The 18,870-nt window shown below is 67.5% G+C and carries 17 protein-coding genes; 16 read left to right on the top strand and 1 reads right to left on the bottom strand.

All coding sequences use genetic code 11. The annotated features are described in order from the left end of the window. Positions 1-72: 72 nt before the first annotated feature. Positions 73-855: an IclR family transcriptional regulator gene (locus BLQ73_RS12420; protein WP_093170584.1), complete on the bottom strand. Its 783-nt coding sequence runs from the start codon at positions 853-855 to the stop codon at positions 73-75. 269 nt (positions 856-1,124) lie between these two features. Between BLQ73_RS12420 and BLQ73_RS12415 the strand changes: the two genes are divergently transcribed. The 16 genes from BLQ73_RS12415 (at position 1,125) to cas2 (ending at position 18,563) form a co-directional block, all read left to right on the top strand. Beyond that, positions 1,125-2,537: an amidohydrolase family protein gene (locus BLQ73_RS12415; protein WP_093170583.1), complete on the top strand. Its 1,413-nt coding sequence runs from the start codon at positions 1,125-1,127 to the stop codon at positions 2,535-2,537. Positions 2,538-2,619: 82 nt separating this feature from the next. Continuing rightward, a complete protein-coding gene (locus BLQ73_RS12410; RefSeq protein WP_093170582.1) occupies positions 2,620-3,495 on the top strand; it encodes a fumarylacetoacetate hydrolase family protein in 876 nt (291 codons plus the stop codon). A gap of 67 nt (positions 3,496-3,562) precedes the next feature. Beyond that, entirely contained in the window at positions 3,563-4,648 is a 1,086-nt protein-coding gene (locus tag BLQ73_RS12405; RefSeq protein ID WP_218125810.1) for a cupin domain-containing protein, read from the top strand. Between the two features lie 31 nt (positions 4,649-4,679). Beyond that, positions 4,680-5,165 (top strand): nuclear transport factor 2 family protein, encoded by a 486-nt coding sequence (locus BLQ73_RS12400; RefSeq protein WP_093170580.1) that lies wholly within the window; start codon positions 4,680-4,682, stop codon positions 5,163-5,165. Further along, positions 5,162-5,545: a YciI family protein gene (locus BLQ73_RS12395; RefSeq protein WP_093170579.1), complete on the top strand. Its 384-nt coding sequence runs from the start codon at positions 5,162-5,164 to the stop codon at positions 5,543-5,545. The genes BLQ73_RS12400 and BLQ73_RS12395 overlap by 4 nt, the downstream gene beginning before the upstream one ends. A gap of 99 nt (positions 5,546-5,644) precedes the next feature. Then, entirely contained in the window at positions 5,645-6,571 is a 927-nt protein-coding gene (locus BLQ73_RS12390; protein ID WP_093170578.1) for an NAD(P)-dependent oxidoreductase, read from the top strand. A 49-nt stretch (positions 6,572-6,620) separates the two neighbouring features. Next, positions 6,621-7,613 carry a VOC family protein gene (locus BLQ73_RS12385; protein ID WP_218125809.1) on the top strand — a complete coding sequence of 331 codons (993 nt, stop codon included), beginning with the start codon at positions 6,621-6,623 and terminating at the stop codon, positions 7,611-7,613. 123 nt (positions 7,614-7,736) lie between these two features. Beyond that, a complete protein-coding gene (locus BLQ73_RS12380; protein WP_093170576.1) occupies positions 7,737-8,678 on the top strand; it encodes a fumarylacetoacetate hydrolase family protein in 942 nt (313 codons plus the stop codon). A gap of 362 nt (positions 8,679-9,040) precedes the next feature. Then, positions 9,041-9,571: an EF-hand domain-containing protein gene (locus BLQ73_RS12375; protein WP_093170575.1), complete on the top strand. Its 531-nt coding sequence runs from the start codon at positions 9,041-9,043 to the stop codon at positions 9,569-9,571. 46 nt (positions 9,572-9,617) lie between these two features. Then, a complete protein-coding gene (locus BLQ73_RS12370) occupies positions 9,618-10,688 on the top strand; it encodes an isocitrate/isopropylmalate family dehydrogenase (RefSeq protein WP_093170574.1) in 1,071 nt (356 codons plus the stop codon). Beyond that, positions 10,685-11,341 (top strand): cysteine hydrolase family protein, encoded by a 657-nt coding sequence (locus BLQ73_RS12365; protein ID WP_093170573.1) that lies wholly within the window; start codon positions 10,685-10,687, stop codon positions 11,339-11,341. The genes BLQ73_RS12370 and BLQ73_RS12365 overlap by 4 nt, the downstream gene beginning before the upstream one ends. Further along, on the top strand, positions 11,296-12,186 hold the full coding sequence (locus BLQ73_RS12360) for a class I SAM-dependent methyltransferase (RefSeq protein ID WP_245691030.1): 891 nt from the start codon (positions 11,296-11,298) through the stop codon (positions 12,184-12,186). The genes BLQ73_RS12365 and BLQ73_RS12360 overlap by 46 nt, the downstream gene beginning before the upstream one ends. 626 nt (positions 12,187-12,812) lie before the next feature. Further along, positions 12,813-14,156: an NADP-specific glutamate dehydrogenase gene (gene gdhA, locus BLQ73_RS12350; RefSeq protein ID WP_093170724.1), complete on the top strand. Its 1,344-nt coding sequence runs from the start codon at positions 12,813-12,815 to the stop codon at positions 14,154-14,156. Positions 14,157-14,754: 598 nt separating this feature from the next. Beyond that, a complete protein-coding gene (locus tag BLQ73_RS32350; RefSeq protein ID WP_176955399.1) occupies positions 14,755-16,308 on the top strand; it encodes a hypothetical protein in 1,554 nt (517 codons plus the stop codon). A 1,210-nt stretch (positions 16,309-17,518) separates the two neighbouring features. After that, positions 17,519-18,226, top strand: coding sequence for a DUF2306 domain-containing protein (locus BLQ73_RS12335; protein ID WP_093170569.1), 708 nt, complete (start codon positions 17,519-17,521; stop codon positions 18,224-18,226). A gap of 112 nt (positions 18,227-18,338) precedes the next feature. Then, the gene (gene cas2 / locus BLQ73_RS12330; protein ID WP_093170568.1) at positions 18,339-18,563 is read left to right on the top strand and encodes a CRISPR-associated endonuclease Cas2; all 225 of its coding nucleotides are present in this window, start codon (positions 18,339-18,341) and stop codon (positions 18,561-18,563) included. The last annotated feature ends 307 nt before the right edge of the window (positions 18,564-18,870 follow it).

Genomic DNA, 18,870 nt, shown 5'->3' with positions numbered 1-18,870 from the left:
CAGTTCGCGCGGTTTCAACTTTGTGCTGGGGAAGGAGACAGAGGATCTAGCGTCTGGACGGGAAGCCCGGGCTCAGGCCGCGCCCGCGCAGCGGCGCGCGGCCCGCATCGCCGCGTGTCCCAGGCGGGTGAGGTCGTCTTCGGAGGCCCGGAAGCGGGGGATCGAGATGGTGATCGCCGCCGGAGTCAGGCGGTCGCCGTTCGGGATGACCGCGCCCACGGTGGCGACGTCGAGTTCCACCTCGGCGATGCACACGGCGAACCCGCGCTCGCGCACCTTCGCCAACTCGCCGATGAGCTCGGTGCGGCTCGTCAAGGTCTCCGGGGTGACCGGCTCCAGTTCCTCGTTCGGGAACATGGATATCACACGGTCGTCGGGCAGCTCCGCCAGGAGTGCCCGGCCGCCGGCGCTCGCGTATGCGGGGGCCCGGCCGCCCACCCGCGTGCCGACGCGCAGCGCCTGCTTGCTCTCGACCGCGTCGATGAGGAACATCTCGGTGCCGGACAGTATCACCAGGTGAGCCGACTCCTGGACCTCCTCCACCAACGCCTCGATCACGGGCCGGGTGATCTCCCGGATGTCGAGGTTGCGCAGCGCGGCCAGCCCGATCTCCAGCAGCGCCGGGCCGGGCGCGTAGGCGCGCGTCAGCGGGTCCTGCTGGGCGAATCCGTGGAGTTGCAGCATCTCCAGCAGCCGGTGCGCCGTCGAGCGGGCGACGCCGATCTCCCGGCTGGCATCGGAGACCCGTAGCTCCCGGTCCTCGGAGAGGACTCGTAGGAGTCGTAGCGCTTTGTCGACCGAGCCGATGGGGTAGTTGGGGGTGGAAGCGTCCGCCTTCTTGTCCAGGACGGTCATTTAGCACTCCTCCTCAGTACGTGTCCGTGATCGAGGCATTGTGTCGGCTCCAGTAGGTGGACGCCTGTCGTTCGCAGCAGAAGGGGCCGTGCGGTGCGGTGCTGTGACCACCGCGCTTAACGTTCCCGAAACCTTGACAGCCCCAAAGTGCGCACATAGTGTTCCGCATCACGGACCCCTATTCTGCTATGCAGAACAGAACAGTATCAGACCGGTGTCCTAAGGAGGCGTTTCAGGATGAACTCCGCTCAGCACAAGGCCCCACCGGCATGACGACGACCCGCACACTGCTGCGAGGCGGCCACATCGTGTCGATGGACCCGGCCATGGGCGACCTGGTCGGCGACGTGCTCATCGAAGACGGCACGATCACCGCGATAGGCCCCCACCTGGACATCGCCGAGGGCGCCGCCGACATCGTCGACGCCTCGCGGCACATCGTGATCCCCGGCTTCATCGACTCCCATCGACACCTTTTCCAGGCGCTCATGCGCGGACTCGCCGCGGACTGGTCGCTGTTCCAGTACTTCACGACCATGTTCGGCATGCTCGGCCCGCGCATGTCGCCCGAGCACATGTCACTCGGCACGACCCTCGGCGCCTACGACGCCCTCGACTCCGGCGTCACGGCCGTCTTCGACTACTCCCACAACCAGTCCACCCCCGAGCACACCGACGAAGCCGTCCGCGCACTGCAGAGCACCGGCATCCGCGCGATCTTCGGGTACGGCGGGACGATGGCCGAACAGCTGGAAATCCTGTCGCCGCCCTTCAAGAGCACCACACCCAGCAACGAGGCCGAGATCCGCAGGGTCCGCGGCCGATACTTCGCCTCCGACTCGGGCCTGGTCACCATGGGCCTCGCCGTACGCGGGCCGGACTCCTCGCCCATGGACATCGTGCGGGCCGACTTCAGGCTCGCCCGCGAACTCGGCCTGCGGATCAACACCCACATCGGCATGGCCGTGCTCGATCCGTACGGCAGGCCCAACGTGACCAGGCTGCACAGCGAAGGCCTCCTCGGCGACGACCTGATCTTCGGGCACTGCAACCTGCTCACCGACGAAGAGTTCCGGATGATGGCCGACGCCGGCGTCTCGGCCTCGGTGACCCCCGAGGACGAATCCGCGATGGGGCACGGCTGGCCGCCCATCACCCAACTGCTCAACGCCGGCATCAGACCGAACATCGGCATCGACACTTGCATGGCCGTCGGCGGCGACCCCTTCACGGCGATGCGTTTCGCTCTCGCGGTGCCGCGCGGCCTCGCCAACCAGCGTGCGCTGGAGAGCTCGGTCAACCCGTGGCTGCTCGACCTGTCCGCCCGCGACGTGCTCGAATTCGCGACCATCGAAGGCGCCCGCGCACTCGGAATGGAACGTGCCACCGGCAGCCTGACGCCGGGCAAGCAGGCCGACATCGTGATGATCCGCACCGACCACATCTCGATGGCCCCGGTGCTCGACCCGGTCGCCTCGATCGTCCACCACGCGAGCCGGCAGACCGTCGACACCGTCTTCGTCGCGGGCAAGGCCGTCAAACGCGACGGCGAACTCGTCGGCGTGAACGCGGCCGAGCTCAGCCGGCGGGCCGGTGAGTCCGCCGCCAAGCTGCTCGACGCGGCAGGCGTCTCACCCGGCTGGGCGCCCCCGCCGCCCGCGCCGCCGGAAGGCGCTCACTGACCGCGGGCTCACTGACCGCCCGGGGCTCACCGACCGGCCGGCACACCGCCTCGACTTCACACCACGAAGGAACACCCGCTCCATGCGTATCGCACTCTTCGATCAGTACCGCATCGGCATCGTCGACGGCGCAGCCGTACGCGATGTCACCGATGTCGTCGACAGCCGGTGGCACGGCACGCCGTACGTGATCAACGAACTGATCGAGCACTTCGACGAACTGCAGGCGCCGCTGCGGGCGGCGCTCGCCTCGGCGGAGGAGCTCCCGCTCGCCGACGTGACACTGCTGCCGCCGGTCCCACGCCCCGGACAGCTCCTCGCCGCACCGGCGAACTACCACGCGCACGTCACCGAGATGAGCACCTCGCAGTATCGGCCGACCAACGCGCAGGCGCTGCAATCCCCGCGTGAGGTGGGCTTCTTCGTCAAGAGCTCCGGGTCGATCTCCGGGCCGTCCGACGCGATCGAGCTGCCCCCCATGCCGGGCCGCGCCTTCCACCACGAGGTGGAGCTCGGGATCGTCATCGGCAAGCCTGCCCGCGGCGTGCCGGCCGAGCGGGTGGCCGACCACATCTTCGGCTACGTCATCCTGCTCGACCTGACCCTGCGCACCGAGGGCGAGAGGCAGGAGGAACGGACGATGCGCAAGTCGTTCGAGACCTTCACCCCGATCGGCCCGTTCATCGTCACCGCCGATGAGGTGCCCGACCCGGGCGACCTCGACCTGAAACTGTGGGTCAACGGCGAACTGCGCCAGCAGGCCAACACCCGCGACCTGATCGTGGGCATCGGCGAGCTCATCGAGCAGGCGAGCAACGTCGTGACGCTGCGCCCAGGCGACATCTACGCGACCGGGACCCCCGAAGGCGTCGGCCCGATCGAGGTCGGCGACGTCGTGCGCGCCGAGATCGACGGATTGGGCGAACTGAGCCTTCCCGTCGTGAAGCGCGGCTGGTGAACCGGTGGACCTGGTGAGCACGGCATGGCCGCCGAGCAGGACAAGTGAGTAGTCAGGAGGAGAACGCGTGACTCAGTCCATGGAAGAAACGAGTGTGTACGGCGAAGCCGCCGAGGCCGACGCGGAGCGCTACTACGCCGCCCTCGACTCGTTCAACGTCGAACCGCTGTGGCGCAACACCAACCCGCGACTGCTGCCGGGCGAGCCGAAGAGCCGTGCGGTGCCGTACGTCTGGCGCTATGACGACATCCGCGCGCAGTTGATGACCGCGGGCCGGCTGATCAGCGCCGAGGACGCCGAACGACGCGTCCTCATGCTGATCAACCCGGGTCTGGCGCCCGAGGTCGAAACCGCCAACAACCTCTACGCCGGGATCCAGCTCGTGCTGCCGGGCGAGATCGCCCCGATGCACAAGCACGCCGCCGCCGCGTTCCGGTTCATCATCGAAGGCTCGGGCGCCTACACCGCGGTGGACGGCGAGCGGGCGCACATGAACCCCGGCGACATCGTGCTCACCCCGTCTTGGGCCTGGCACGACCACGGCAACTACAGCGACGAGCCGATGATCTGGATGGACGGGCTCGACCTGCCGCTGATCAACAAGCTGGAGGCGAACTTCTTCGTCGACGGGCCGGAGAACGTGCAGGACGAACTGCGCCCCGCCGACTCGACCGAACGGCTCTACGCCGCGAGCAGGCTGAACCCGGCCTGGCAGGCGTGGGACAAGCCGTACTCGCCCATCATCAACTATCCGTGGAGCGTGACCGAGCAGGTGCTCAAGTCCGCGCTCGACGAGTGGAGCGGCTCGCCGACCGACGGCGTCATCTTCGAGTTCACCAACCCCAGGAGCGGCGGCTCCATCATGCCGACCATGGGCGCCTACATCCAGGCGCTGCCGGCCAGGATGCACACCGAGGCGCACCAGCACACCAGCAGTGCGATCTACCACGTGGTGCGCGGACGCGGCCGGACGATCGTCGACGGCCAGGTGCTCGACTGGTCGCAGGGCGACACCTTCGCGGTGCCGGGATGGTCGGTGCACGAACACATCAACACCGAGAACGAGCCGGCCGTCCTCTTCTCGCACACCGACATCCCCGTGCTCAAGGCACTCGGTTTCTACCAGGAGCGGTCATGCCCGCGGCAGGCGTGATCGCCATCGGCACACACCCGGGGAGGGCGGAGTGACCAACCTCGAATCGCAGACCGACTACGCGTTGGAACGTGCCAAGATCGAGAACACGATCGCGGGCTTCGTCCTCGCACTGGACACGCGGGACATCAAAGGCGCCGTCGACCGCCTCGCCGAACGGGTCACGTGGAACTACGAGTCGGTGAACGGCCGCCCGGCCGCCGAACTCGGCCCCGACGACCTCGCCGCCCGGTGGAACGCCACACTCGTGCACACCGACGCCTCCCAGCACTTCCTGTCGCTGCCGCACATCACCGTCAACGGCGATCACGCGAGCTGCGTCGTCCACGCCCGGGTCGAGATACGGCTATCCAACCCCGGCGGAAGCCCCTCCACCTCGACCAACGGGACATACACCTTCGGCCTGGTCCGCGCCGGATCCGGCTGGCGGATCGACGCGGTGACCATGACCCTGCTGTGGAACGACGGCAACGCCCGCATCATGGAACTGGCCGCCGAGAAGGGCGCGCGGGGATGACCACGCAGAGCTCCGCGCCGCAGCCGAACCCCACCGCGGGCTCGCTGAACAAGCAGCTCTTCGTGATCTTCTCCGACGCCGGGCCCCGGCCCGACGAGCTCCCCGCTCAGATCCCGGCGCATCTGCACTACCTCACCGGTCTGGAAAAGCAGGGCACGCTGTTCATGTCCGGGCCGTTCCTCGACGTCTCGGGCAACCCCGGCCCGAGCGGCATGCTGATCGTCCGCGCGACGAGTACCGGCGAGGCCGCCGCCATCGCCGCCGGCGACCCCTTCCACAGCAGCGGCGCCCGGTCGTTCCGAGTCCAGGAGTGGCAGGTGCACCAAGGCCGGATCGACATCGCCGTCGACCTCTCAGACCGCACCTACCACCTGCGCTGATGGCGCGACCCGGCCCAACCCGATGACACACCCGATGACACACCCCGATGGCGCAAACACCCCCCGCGTGAACGGCGCGCACCGCAAGGAGGCATTCCCGTGACGACACCAGGCTCCGGGCCCACCGTCGGTCTCATCGCACCCGGCAAGATCGGCCTGCCGTTCGCGGCCAATCTCATCGCCGACGGCTACACCGTGTGGGGCTACCGGCGCGGCTCGATGGCCGACTTCGAGGCGCTCGGCGGCAAGGCCGCCGGTTCGGCGAAAGAGATCGCCGAACGCGTCGACGTGATCTACACCTGCGTCACCTCCGCGGACGCGCTCGACACAGTGATCAGCGGCGAGCAGGGGCTGCTCACAGCCGGCCGTTCCGACGTCCTGGTGGTCGACATCGGAGCGATGGCCCTCAGCCGCAAGGAAGCCGCGCGCGACGTCCTCGCGGCCAACGGCATCACCATGCTCGACGCCCCGGTCAGCGGCACCCCGCCGATGGTGGCCGAGCGCCGCGCCGTGGTGTTCGCCAGCGGCGACGAGACCCAGTTCGAACGGGTCCGCCCCGCGCTCGCCGCCCTGGGCTCGATCGTCTACACCGGCGCGTTCGGCTCGGGGTCGAAGATGAAGTTCGTCGCCAACACCCTGGTCGCCGTGCACACCGCGGTCGCCGCCGAGGCGATCGCGCTGGCCAAGGCCATGGACCTGGACCTGCAGCAGGTCATCGACCGGATCAAACCGTCCGCCGCGGCGTCGACCATGTTCAACGTCCGCGCACCGATGATGGCCGAGAACCGGTTCCGCCCGGTGAAGGGGACCGTCGCCGGCATGGTCGACGTGATGGACGCCATCAAGGCCACGGCCGCCGAAGCCGGCGCGACGATGCCCCTGCTGAGCGCCACCCTGAAGATCTGCGAGGAGGCCTGCGCGCAGGGCTACGGCGAGGAGGACATCGCCAGCATCATCTCGGTTCTGGGAGCCGAGTCCATCAAGGCCGTCACCAAAGGCATCGAAACCGCGGGTACGGCGGGCTGACCCGGCCGCACCCCATCCACCCAGCACAACATCCACCCAGCACAACGACATGCCAGACATCGCACCCGTCACCGATTGGAGCACCACGATGTCCGTCGACTCCCAATCCACATTCCTGCAGATCCCGCAGACCGGCGACCCCATCCAGAAGCCGAAGGGGCTGGGCGTCCACCGCACCGGCCACGTCACGCTGTTCAGCCCCGACCCCGCCGCGTCGGCCGAGTACGCCGTCGAGAAGCTGGGCTTCCTGCACGCCGGCCACGACGAGGAGGGCCGCTACTACCTGGCGGGTCACGGACCGGACGCCTACTCGCTCGTCTACACACCCGGCGTGAAGGGCATCGAGGCCATCTCCTACATCGTCACCGACGAGGCGGCGCTTGAGGAGGCGGCGGCGACGCTGACCAAGGCCGGCATCGCCATCACCCGCGGCAACGAGACCTCGAAGTTCCGCTCGGGACCGACCGTGCGCTTCCAGACCCCGGCCGGCCACCCGATCGAGCTCAGGATCGGCCACGCGCCGAACGTGCCGGTGGCCGCCTCGACACGGCGGCCGAACGTGGCGCCGGCGCCGATCGCGTCCGACCACGTCGTGATGCGCACGGCCGACATGGACGCCGAGATCGACTACGCCGCGACGACGCTGGGCCTGATGGAAAGCTCGCGGATCCAGCTGCCCGACGGCTCCCCGCTGATGGTGTTCTTCCGCGCCAACAAGCTCTACCACTGCCTGGCGCTGGCGCGCTCCGAGGTCGACGGGCTGCACCACGTGCAGTTCACCGTCAAGGACGGCCCCGCCGTACTCGAGGCCCACGAGTCGATGACCAAGAACGGCGTCGAGGTGCTCTGGGGGCCGGTGCGCCACGGTCCCGGCCACAATGTCGCGATCTACTTCCGCGACCATGTTGGGCACATCATGGAGTTCTCCTCGGAGGAGGAGACCATCCTCGACGACGAGAACTACTCGCCCCAGCGCTGGTCGGGCGGCGACCACCGGTCGATGGACGAGTGGGGCTCGTTCCCGCCGGAGAGCTTCATGTAGCAGCGGCCCCGCATCCGGCACCGATGCGGGACGGCCCCGCCCACGCCCCCGGGCGGGGCCGTCCGCCGCACCACCCACCCACCGGCGCGGCCCGACGGCGCGCCACCAGCTTGGAGAAACCTCATGCGTCTCGTCAGTTACATGGACCCGTCCGGAAGGCCGGCTCCCGGCGCCGACCTTCCGGACGTCGGCGTGGTGGACCTGTCACGCGTCCTCGACGCGCACGGCGTCGCGGCGCCCTCCACCGTCGCCGACGTCTTCCGGCGCGGGCAGGACTACCAGGAGTCCGTACGGCGTGTGCTGGCGGATGTCGCCGGCGACGACCGGCAGGCCGAGGCCCGGGGCTGGGTGGTTCCCCCGCCCGTCGCCCTCCTGGCCCCTCTCGGCGAGCGCGTCCTGATCGTGGCCGCCGGCACGAACTACCGGTCGCACGTGGAGGAGATGGGGGAGGAGCCGCCGAAGAAGCCCGCGTGGTTCATCAAGTCCTCCAACTCCGTGATCGGCACCGGGGCCCCGGTGCGGATTCCCCGCGCGGCACCGGACATGGTCGACTTCGAGGGCGAGTTCTGCGTGGTCTTCGGCCGTACGTGCCACGCCGTCACCGCCGCGGACGCGATGGACTACATCGGCGGATACACCATCATCAACGATGTCTCCGCCCGTGACGCCTTCATCGCGATCGGAAAGGCCACCACCCCGGAGGAAGGGCGCTGGGCCTGGACCGACATGCTGCTGGGCAAGCAGTTCCCCACCTTCTGCCCCATGGGGCCCGTTGTCGTCACCGCCGACGAGATCGCCGACCCCGCGGACTTGACGATCACCACGACCCTGAACGGCCGGCTCATGCAGAAGGGGCACACTTCCGACCTGCTCGTCGGCATCCCCCAGCTGATCGAGCAGATGTCGCGCTACTTCACCTTCGAGCCCGGCGACGTCCTGAGCACCGGCACCCCGGCCGGGGTCGGCATGGGCCGCAAGCCTCCCGTCTTCATGCGCGCCGGCGACGAGGTCCGGGTCGCCATCGAGGGCATCGGCGAACTCGTCAACACCATCACCGGTCCCTGACCCGACATGCGCCGAGGGCGGGGGAGGGCGGTCGCGCCGGCCTCCGCCCCGACCGGGCCCGCCCCGACCGGTACGGATTTAAGCGGTGTTCGCGATATCGATGGCCAATTCCATAGGAACCGGTAATTAGTGTATTTTGCGGATCTTTTGGGTGGTCGGTGCTGCGGAGTGGCAGGGTGAATCGCCTGAATCTCTGATGAATAGTAGATATATCTTTCGTTTGTCCGAATGCCTATTCTCTTGCAAAGAGCTGGTCATGGTCTGGCATAGTACTTCTCGTCTGAACCTTGTTCACGGTGTTCGCAGCGTCCGCAGCGTTCGCGACTTTCATCGTGAGTGGCGACCAAAGAAAGGCACGGGAAATGCAGCAAGCGGCCATCGACCGAGTCAAGCTGGTTTTCACCCTGTTCGACGCCGACGGCACCGGCGCTCTTGAAGCCGAGGACTTCGAGCTCATGGCCACCCGAGTGGTGGCCGTGTCCCCCGACTCCGGTGAAGCGGCCAAGGCGGCCATGATCGCCGCCTTCCGGCGCTACTGGACGACCCTGGCCGCCGAACTCGACGCCAACCGCGACGGCCGGATCACTTTCGAGGAATACACCGCCTGCGTGCTCGCCCCCGAGCGTTTCGACGCGGCGCTCAACGACTTCGCCGAGGGGCTGGCCATACTGGGCGACCCGGACGGCGACGGCCTCATCGAGCGGAGCCGCTTCGTGGCGCTCATGACGGCCATCGGCTTCCAGCGGGCCAACATCGACGCGCTCTTCGACGCGTTCCAGCCGTCCGCCGACGACCAGATCGAGGTCTCCGTCTGGGCCGCCGGAATCAAGGACTACTACAACCCGGAAAAAGCTGGAATTCCGGGTGACCGCCTGGTCGAGACCCCGGCCTGATCGGCACCGCTGCCTTCACGCCCCGGCCATCGGAAAGGGAGAACAGGTGGAACCCGTCATCGGACTCGCCGTCGGCCGGGGAACGGGCCCCGAGCTCGCGGCCGTCTTCGAGCGCGTACTGGCCAGGATCAACGACATATACGACGTCGGAATCCAGCTCACGCGATCGGAAAGGCTTTACCACTCGTATTCATCGCTGAAGGCCGACACCGGGATCGAACAGACTCGCGAACTCACGCGGGAGGACGCCGACCACTACGCCGAGTTCTGCCGCACCCAGGCGGCCCTCGGAGTCCCGGCCGTCTTCCGCACCGCGATCAACGCCCAGTCGCTCTACCTCGTCCGCCGGCGCCTCCAAGCGGTGAAAATCGATCTCATCACCGCCCCCGACACGTCGCTGCTGCTGGTCCGCGACGCGGCCCAGGGTTTCTACACCGGGGAGAACACCCACGTTCCCGGCGCCCTCGTCCGCACCATGACGTTCAGCCGGGAAATCACCGAGAAGATCATCGCCTTCGCCGTACGGCGAGCGCGACAAGAATGGCCGGACGGCGGAGCCGACGAGATCGTCATGGCCTACAAATTCCACCTGCTCGACGGCGCCCTCGACGAGTGGGTGGCCCAGAGCGCCGCGCGGCACGGCGTCGCCATCCGGCTGTGCCAGCCGGACACGGTGAACCGCAACCTGATCGAACGCGGCCCGCGCCCCCGCACCCTGATCATCGCGGGCAACGAATGGGCCGACATCATGCACGTGATCCTGCTGGACCGCTTCGGCTCCGAGCGGCAGGAGAACTGCTGCACCGAGAACGTCTACCTGCACCCCGCCCTGCACGGACTGGCCGAATACCAGACCGTGCACGGCTCGGCCGACGACCTGGAGGGCAAGGACACGGTCAACCCGGTGGCGACCGTACGGGCGGCGGCAATGCTCGCCGAGCGGCACGCCGGCTGCGCCGGGGCGGTGCGGATGATGGAGCGCGGCCTCGAAACGCTCCGCCTCCAGGGCATCGGCACCCCGGACCTCGGCGGACGGCACTCGACCACCGCCGTGGTGGACGCGCTGCTCGACGCGCTGGAGCCGGAGGGGCGGCCAATCCTGGCGGGGGACTCGTGAGCCCTGTGGAGAAGACGGCCCTCGTCGTCGTCGACCTGCAGAACGACTTCTGCGCCGGGCCCACCGCCCTCGCCCGATACGCCGGCGACCCGGCCAGGCTGAACGACGTCGCGGCGAACACCGCGCTGGCCGTCGAGCAGGCGCGGGCCCGCGGCATCGACGTGGTCTTCGTCAGGTTCGCCGGCGACGCCGTACACCAGGGGTCGAGCTGGCGGCGCCGCGACCGGGTGCTGGGGAAGCGCCCCAAGTGCCTGGACGGCTCATGGGGGGCGGAGTTCCACACGGTGTCGCCTCTGCCGGGGGAGGCCGTCTTCACCAAGCCGGCATGCTTCGACGCCTTCCTCGCCCCCGGGTTCGAGCAGCATCTCGCCCAGCGCGGTGTCGGACGTCTCGCGTTCGCGGGCCTCTACACCGACGTCTGCGTGGACTCCACCGCGCGGACCGCGTTCCAAAAGGGCCTCCACGTCACCGTGCTCACCGACTGCACCGCGAGCCTGCACCTGTCAGACACGGACATCCTGCGCTTCATGGCCACCGTCTACGGCGCTCACACCACCACCCACCACCTCGCCGACGAATGGGCGCCACCGGCGGAGGAGGAGGACACGTGCCGACCGCACAGCGCACCGGCGTCGAAGACGGCGTCGGTCTGACCGCCCTCATGGTGGCCGCCGCGCGGGCGATCGAGACCCACCGGCCCGATTCCCTCGCCTCCGACACTTTCGCCGAGTACTTCGTCCGCGCCTCCAGGGCGTCCACGGCGTGGCCGACCCGCCCCGAGGAGGTGCCGTACGGCGACGCCAACCCCTTGTGGGGCAGGCTGGGCCGCTATTTCGGCCTGCGCACCCGAGTCCTCGACGACTTCCTCACCGACTCGGCCCGCGCGGGCATCCGGCAGGTCGTCCTGCTCGGCGCCGGCCTCGACACGAGGGCCTTCCGGCTCGATTGGCCGCAGGGCCAGACCGTCTACGAGATCGACCGCGACGGCGTCCTGGCGTTCAAACACGGTGTGCTCGACGGCCTCGCCGCCACCCCGACCGCGACACGCCGCCCGATCGCGGCCGACCTGCGCGACGACTGGGCCCGGTCGCTGGTGAACGCGGGCTTCGACCGTACCGCTCCGACCGCGTGGCTGGCCGAGGGCCTGCTGCTCTATCTCCCGTCGGCCGCCGAACAGCGTCTCATCCACATTGTGGATGACCTGAGTGTCGACGGCAGCACGCTGGCCTTTGAGGTGAAACTCGGCACAGAGTCCCCAGAAGTCCGCGCCAACCCCGTCTACACCACGACAAAACAGCAGATCGGCGTTGATCTGCTCGCCCTGTTCGACAGGGAGCCGCGCCCCGACTCCGCCGGCTCCCTGGAGGCGCGGGGCTGGTCCACCGCCATCCACACCCCCTTCGACTTCGCCCGCCACCACGGCCGCGGCCCGCTCCCCGAGCCCAACGACACCCTGGCGAGCAACCGCTGGGTGTTCGCGAAGCTCGACAAGCGATGAGATAGCGGCAGCGAGATAGCGGCAGCGAGATCGCGGCGGTGAGATCGCGGCGGTGGGATAGCGGCAGCGAGATCGCGGCGGTGGGTCGTCCACTTCCCCTTGAGTCCACTTCTCCTTGAGGAGCTCACCGCACGACCCCACCGCGCCCGAGAGTGTGGAGTCCCGGGCGGAAGTGACGCGGACCTCGACGGTGATACTCACCACAGATCCGTTCTACCAGCGGCTGTTCACGCACCCCCACGTACTGCAGGCCGTGGCCGGAAGAATCGGCCGCGATGAGGTCGCCCGGGTCACGCCGTACGCCATCGGTCCGCCGACTGGAACACAACGCCAAGAAGCAGGCAAACGGCCTCACTATCAGCGATATCACGCCTGATGCGGTGATAGGAGTGATGCGCACCATCAGGTTGATCGTGATGAACCCGCACCTGAACGGCGAAGCCTGCGACAACGTGCCGGACGCGATGATCCCCGTCTTCGCCCGCGGCCCGATCACTTCTCAGGCGGGCCGACACCCTGGTGACCGGCGGTTCCGGTCGCCCATCGGTGCACAGTCATGCTCGCAGCGGAGCGTACCCTGCGGGTGTGACCATTTTCCACGGATCAACCAGGAAGGACCGGTGCCGATGACTCTCGATGCCGCCACAACGGCCCTCTATCGCGACATCGTCCGCCGCAACCCTGCGGAGGCGGAGTTTCACCAGGCTGTTGCGGAAGTTCTGCATTCCATCCAGCCCGCGCTGCAGCGCGACCCGTCCCTCCGGGACGCCGGGCTGATGGAGCGGCTCTGCGAGCCGGAGCGGCAGAGCATGTTTCGGGTGGTATGGACCGACGACAACGGCGCAGCGCACGTCAACCGGGGGTTCCGCGTAGGGTTCAGCTCCGCGCTCGGCCCCTACAAGGGCGGCCTGCGCTTTCACCCCACCGTCACTCTTGGCATCGTCAAGTTCCTCGCCTTCGAGCAGATCTTCAAGAACGCGCTCACCGGGCTTGGAATCGGAGCCGGAAAAGGTGGGGCGGACTTCGACCCGAGCGGACGCTCGGACGGCGAGATCATGCGTTTCTGCCAGGCCTACATGACCGAGCTGCACCGGCACATCGGTGCCCAGACCGACGTCCCCGCAGGTGACATCGGCGTCGGGTCACGCGAGATCGGCTACCTTTTCGGTCAGTACAAGCGCATCACCAACCGCTTCGAAGCCGGCACCCTCACCGGCAAGGACCTGCCCATCGGCGGCAGCCTCGTGCGTCCGGAGGCCACAGGCTACGGCGTTGTGTACTTCCTCGAAGCCATGCTCGCCCAGCGTGGACAGTCCCTCGAAGGCAAGACCGCCGTCCTGTCGGGCTGCGGCAACGTCTCCCAGCACGCCATCGTGAAACTCCAGGAGATGGGCGCGACCGTCGTCGCGTGCTCCGACTCCAGCGGTTACATCTACGACCCCGCGGGCATCCAGCCGGACGTGCTCAACGAGATCAGAAATGTCCGCCGCCGCAAACTCGACGCCTACCCCGAAGCCGTCCCCACCGCGAAGTTCGTAGCGGGCAAGACCCCGTGGAACGTCGCCTGTGACATCGCCGTCCCCTCGGCCACCCAGAACGAGCTCGGCGAAGCCGACGCCATCGCACTGGTCAAGAACGGGCTGATCGCCGTCGCCGAAGGCGCCAACATGCCCTGCACCCCCGAGGCCGTCAACGTCTTCCAAGAAGCCGAGATCGCCTTCGCCCCGGGCAAGGCCGCCAACGCTGGCGGCGTCGCCACCTCCGCCCTGGAGATGCAGCAGAACGCGTCGCGCGCCCAATGGTCGTTCCCGGAGACCGACCAGAAGCTCGCCGAAACCATGCGTTGCATCCACGACATCTGCCTCACCACCGCGGCCGACTACGGGAAGCCGGGCGACTACGTCACCGGTGCCAACATCGCCGGATTCCTCAAAGTCTCGTCCGCCATGAACATGCTCGGGCTGATCTAGCCCGACACCCCGGCGCGCAGCGCCGCTCACTGCACTGTGTGCGTGCCCCAACGACGTGGCACGCACGGCACTGCGGAAGCCCTCTCCTCGTCCCCCCTGGGAAGCCGACCGGCCCGCGACCGTCGCGGGAATCCCCCCGATGCCCCTTGAGATCATTGGCGATCCACGGGCACCACGGCGGGGGAATGCCGCTCGTGCCCCACCGTGCTCCACGGTTTCCTTCCGTGTCCTTCCGTGCCCTTCCGTGACCCACTGCGTCCTTCCGTGATCCACTGCGTCCTTCCGCGACCCGGGTGACGAGACCGATGGCATCGACCTCGAAGCCGCCGCCCCCCATCGGGCCGATAGCTGGCCTTGGCGGTATTGGATTGATAATGGTCGGCCGTAACTTCCTTCGTGGAAGGTGGAGAATCCCGCGTCGGCCCCCTCGTCCGGCTCTGCGGCTTGTCGTCCGGCGGCTATCTGATCACATTTTCTGAATTGTGATGTTTAGATTCATCGCATTGCTCATCAAAGGTGATGAAGAGCCGGTATCTGCCATAGCGGTTATGTCATGCCTGGTGCAGGATCATCGAGACTTTTAAGAGAGGAATGCGCCTTGAGATCGTCTCGATGGTTGTTGAGCGCCGCAGCGGCGTTATCCGTGGCCGCGCCCGCGTTGCCGGCGCTCGCCGTACCCGCCTATGCCGCCGCGCCCAGTACGGTGACCGCGGTCAAAGTGTCGTCGGTCGGCAAGGTCAAGGCCACGCCGCCGCGCTACCGCGGCACATGCCCGGTGGAAGTGAAGTTCCGCGCCACGTTCACGACCGCCGGAACGGGTGTCGTCCGTTACCGCTGGGTGCGTGACAACGGCGCACGCGGAAAGGTGAGGTCGTTCAAGGTCGAGGGACGCAAGACCGTCTCAGTGGCCGACTCCTTCGTCTTCCGCAAGAGCTCTACGGGCTGGCAGGCCGTAGAGGTCCTGGGCGCCAAGCCCAAGCGGTACGGCAAGGCCAAGTATTCGGTCAAATGCACTGTGACGGGCGACGGTCCCGCCATTTCGCTGGGCGACACCACGGCCGGCGAGCGCGGCAAGGGCGGCGCGACCTCGACCCCGACGCCGTCGAAGACGCCCACCGTCCCGCCCAGCGCCACCCCTTCCCCGACCGTCACCGGCACCCCGTCGCCCACCGCCACGGCCACCCCCACCGGTACCGCCACGCCCCCCAACACGGCCTCACCTACCGGTACCGCCTCGCCCACGGGCAGCGCCACGCCCACCAGCACGGCGACCCCCACTCCCACGTGCGTGGTCACTCCCACTCCTTCCGCGTCACCGACGACGACCGCTGGAGTCGCCGCTCTCCGGGGCCACGACAGGCCCCCCAGGCCGACCCGCACGCCCACGGCGACGCCGACCCGCACGTTCACCCCGACCCCCACCCCCACCGTGACCGCCACACCCTCGACCAGCCCGACCGGCTCCCCGTGCGTGCCGACCCCCACCCCCGTGCTGGACGCCATCGCCGAAGTCACCGAGATCGGGTTCGCCGGAACCTGGGACTCTCCCTGTGAGCGGCCCATGCAGCTCAACGCGAAGGGGCACGTGAAGTTCGGGCGCGGACCGGGCAAGGTCCCCTACGAGTGGATTCACAATGGCAAGCCCGTCGGGGTCCGCCATGACGCCGAGAACCACAAGGGCGGGCGCGAGACCGTCACCGCCGTCCCGCTGTCGTTGAAGGGCGAAGCGGCCACCTCGGGCTCTGTGGCCATCAGCCTGCCCGCCCACGGCAAGGTGTCCGCGACGAACCACTACAGCTCCCTCTGCGCGAACAGTCGCCGCGACCTCACCGTCGTCACCGTGACCGAGGACAACGCTCCCGAATACTGCGACACACTGCAGGCACGCGTCGCCAAGGCCACGGTCACCGCCAACCGCACGCGCGCCAAGTTCAGCTACCAGTGGTACAAGCTCGTCGGAAGCACGTGGACCCGCATCGGCGACGCGGGCAAGGCCAAGTTCACGGGAGCCGAAAACGAGCAGATCCGTCTCTCCGTGACCGCACCCATGCGGGGCAGTGATACCGGCGAGTTCGTCCTGAAACTCCATTACAAGGGTAAGAAGTACACGACACCTGGTATCCGGTACGGCAGCACCTGCCAGAAGGCGTAGCAACCCCTCGACAGCAGACGGCGGAGCCGGGCGGATGCCCGGCTCCGCCGTTCGCGTTCCGCCCGCCTCGGCGAGGGCATTCAGCCGAGCGGCCATTAGTGTCTCGGATGACGCGAGGCCCGGGGGAGAAGCACGTATCGACAGACGGCACCACAGCCGGGGAGAACAACGGATAAACCTCATCGCCGGATTCACCATCGCTGCCCACATTGGCGTTTCGGACATAGTCAACATAGACCCGGGAGAGTCCTGGAAACCCTTGTCTGAGCTTAAAGACAATTCCTCGTCAACGGCAGTAGGGGAATGTATTTCTGCCCGTTTAAGTGGCGGATCGCGAGAAACGCAGGTAGCGTTTGCAGCGCCTTGATGTGGGCGCGCCACGCCAAGGTGCGGATAACTGGGCAGCACCTCGCCGCTCGCCTGGTTCGACCCTCCACTCCGCTTTCTCGCCACTCGCGCACCATTCGGCCGGCCGGCTGTCCCTGCCACCGTTAACCGAACAACCGCTGCGCCGAGCCGAACCGGCTCGGCGCAGCGGCCGGCACCCCCGGGCACCAAAATTGATCTTGTTGCATCGCGCGACACGCGAAGAAGCGGCTCGGTCATGGCCCCGGAGTAGCGCCGCCTCCATGGCGGCAGCGGGGCTCGCGGAAAGATGGTGAAGGTCTGGCTGCGGCGCTGCCGCAGCCACCCCATTAAAGGCCCGCATACTCTCCGTGTGACGTGCCATGTCTCCACGTGAAGTCGAGACATGGCGACTTTTTCATAGCCGGTGACCGTTTCTTCTCTCCGAGAATCTCGCTATTCTGCGTAGCGGCGCATTCACGTGCGCGCATTCAAGACGATCGAGCGCGTCCGGATCGAGCGGGGCAAGGGCGCCGCCGCGGATCCGGCGCTCGCGATAGCGCACGTGTGGGACCGGTCGACGCAGTCGTGAGAGCTGATCCCACGCTGCCGCAAGGATAAACGGCGCATGGTGAGAAGCACCCCAAGCGCCTGCCGCACAGGAAGTCTCCGAGCGAGTCGAGGCGAAGCCGGCGATGGCACAGATAAGACGCACCCCTCCAATGAGAGGGACCTGCCACCGCGTCGCCGTAGCGATGCAACTGCTGGCCAGAGCCGTCGACAACGCCTAGACCGAGCGTTCCCCACGCCCCCATCCATTTTCCTTGAGCCTTTAAAAGTGCCCACCCACGACAGAGGAGCCGCGATGACAAACACCGACTCCACCTCCCGCCGCTGGCGGCGGCAGACACTGTGGGGGCTGATGGCCGTCGCCGCCGTCGGCATCGCCGGCTACACCGTGTCGACTTACCTCGCAGGCGGCCCGGCTCTCAGCATCGTGCCACTCGACCCCGACGTCACCCTGCACTACCTATCCGTCGCGGTCCACGCAGTTCCCGGAGGCCTGGCCCTCGCCATCGGCCCACTGCAATTCATCACCGCATTACGCGCCCGCCGCCCCCGACTACATCGGATCCTGGGCAAGATCTACATGGCCTCCGTCATCGCCGCCTCCGCCGCCGCACTCTTCTCCGCCGCAGTCTCACTCAGCGGTTTCGCACTCCAAGTCGCCTTCTACCTGATCACCGCACTCTGGCTCTACACCCTGGCCCAGGCATTCCTCAACATTCGCCGCGGCGAAATCACCATGCACCGCATATGGATGATCCGCAACTACGCACTAACATTCACGGCAGTGACCCTGCGCGTCTACCTGATCACCGGATTGCAACTATTCCCACTGACCCCCGAGCTCACCTTCAAAGACATCTACACCGCCAGCGGCTGGGCCTCCCTGATAGGCAACGTAATCGTGGCCGAATACTTCATAATCCAACGCATCCTGCTCCGACCCCCTCACCGGCGACGCCCCCGCTCGGCCACCCCGGCCCCGCAACCAACAATCCACAACTAACGGCAGTACAGCGGCCGCACGTGAAGCCCCAGGCCAGGCATACCTTGTCTGCTGTACAGTCGCCTGTGCCGGCCCGGCATATCCGGCGTGATCCTGCCCGCCTAAGTGCGAGATGACCAAGCTTTGTGAGGAGTACGGCCACAGGGTGCAGAAGTCGGTGTTTGAGATCGTCTGCGACGACGCCAAGCTGCTGACGCCGCTCGACGGCTCGACGCGCATAATGGACGCGTCCGCTGACTCGGCCCGGATCTACCGGCTTCCGGCGAACGGGTTCGCCGCGGTTCATCGGCTTGGGGTGGCGGAGCCGGTTCCCCACAGCGATCCGTTGATCATGTAGGTCCGTGTGTTCGACCTGGTTGTGTTGCTTGACAAGAGAATCGGGAGCGAAGCCGTAGCGTCTTTTCCCGCTTGGGCGTGAGGGCCGGCCGAGGGGGCTTGGTGTCGCAGCCCTGGGAGAGCGAGTGCCAGCATTAGATGATCTAGGAACCTCCAGTGCTCATGCGACACGCCGGGGGTTCCGAAGCGCAATCGGGGACATAGGTGACGTTCGGGTTCCTCGACGCCTGCGGGGAACGTCTCTCGGAAGCGTTTTTCCTGTTCGGGGACACCTGCACCGGCCCTTCGCGGCCGGTGAGCATCGAAAC

The organism is Sinosporangium album (genome assembly GCF_900100605.1).
Taxonomy (GTDB): Bacteria; Actinomycetota; Actinomycetes; order Streptosporangiales; family Streptosporangiaceae; genus Sinosporangium; species Sinosporangium album.
The sequence above is the reverse complement of the archived record's forward strand: the minus strand, read 5'-3'. Positions and strand labels throughout refer to the sequence as shown.

Excerpts from the sequence above, each read along its gene's own strand:
- BLQ73_RS12420 (WP_093170584.1), bottom strand. The coding sequence starts at position 855 with ATGACCGTCCTGGACAAGAAGGCGGACGCTTCCACCCCCAACTACCCC.
- BLQ73_RS12415 (WP_093170583.1), top strand. The coding sequence starts at position 1,125 with ATGACGACGACCCGCACACTGCTGCGAGGCGGCCACATCGTGTCGATG.
- BLQ73_RS12410 (WP_093170582.1), top strand. The coding sequence starts at position 2,620 with ATGCGTATCGCACTCTTCGATCAGTACCGCATCGGCATCGTCGACGGC.
- BLQ73_RS12395 (WP_093170579.1), top strand. The coding sequence starts at position 5,162 with ATGACCACGCAGAGCTCCGCGCCGCAGCCGAACCCCACCGCGGGCTCG.
- BLQ73_RS12385 (WP_218125809.1), top strand. The coding sequence starts at position 6,621 with ATGCCAGACATCGCACCCGTCACCGATTGGAGCACCACGATGTCCGTC.
- BLQ73_RS12380 (WP_093170576.1), top strand. The coding sequence starts at position 7,737 with ATGCGTCTCGTCAGTTACATGGACCCGTCCGGAAGGCCGGCTCCCGGC.
- BLQ73_RS12375 (WP_093170575.1), top strand. The coding sequence starts at position 9,041 with ATGCAGCAAGCGGCCATCGACCGAGTCAAGCTGGTTTTCACCCTGTTC.
- gdhA (WP_093170724.1), top strand. The coding sequence starts at position 12,813 with ATGACTCTCGATGCCGCCACAACGGCCCTCTATCGCGACATCGTCCGC.
- BLQ73_RS12335 (WP_093170569.1), top strand. The coding sequence starts at position 17,519 with ATGACAAACACCGACTCCACCTCCCGCCGCTGGCGGCGGCAGACACTG.
- cas2 (WP_093170568.1), top strand. The coding sequence starts at position 18,339 with ATGACCAAGCTTTGTGAGGAGTACGGCCACAGGGTGCAGAAGTCGGTG.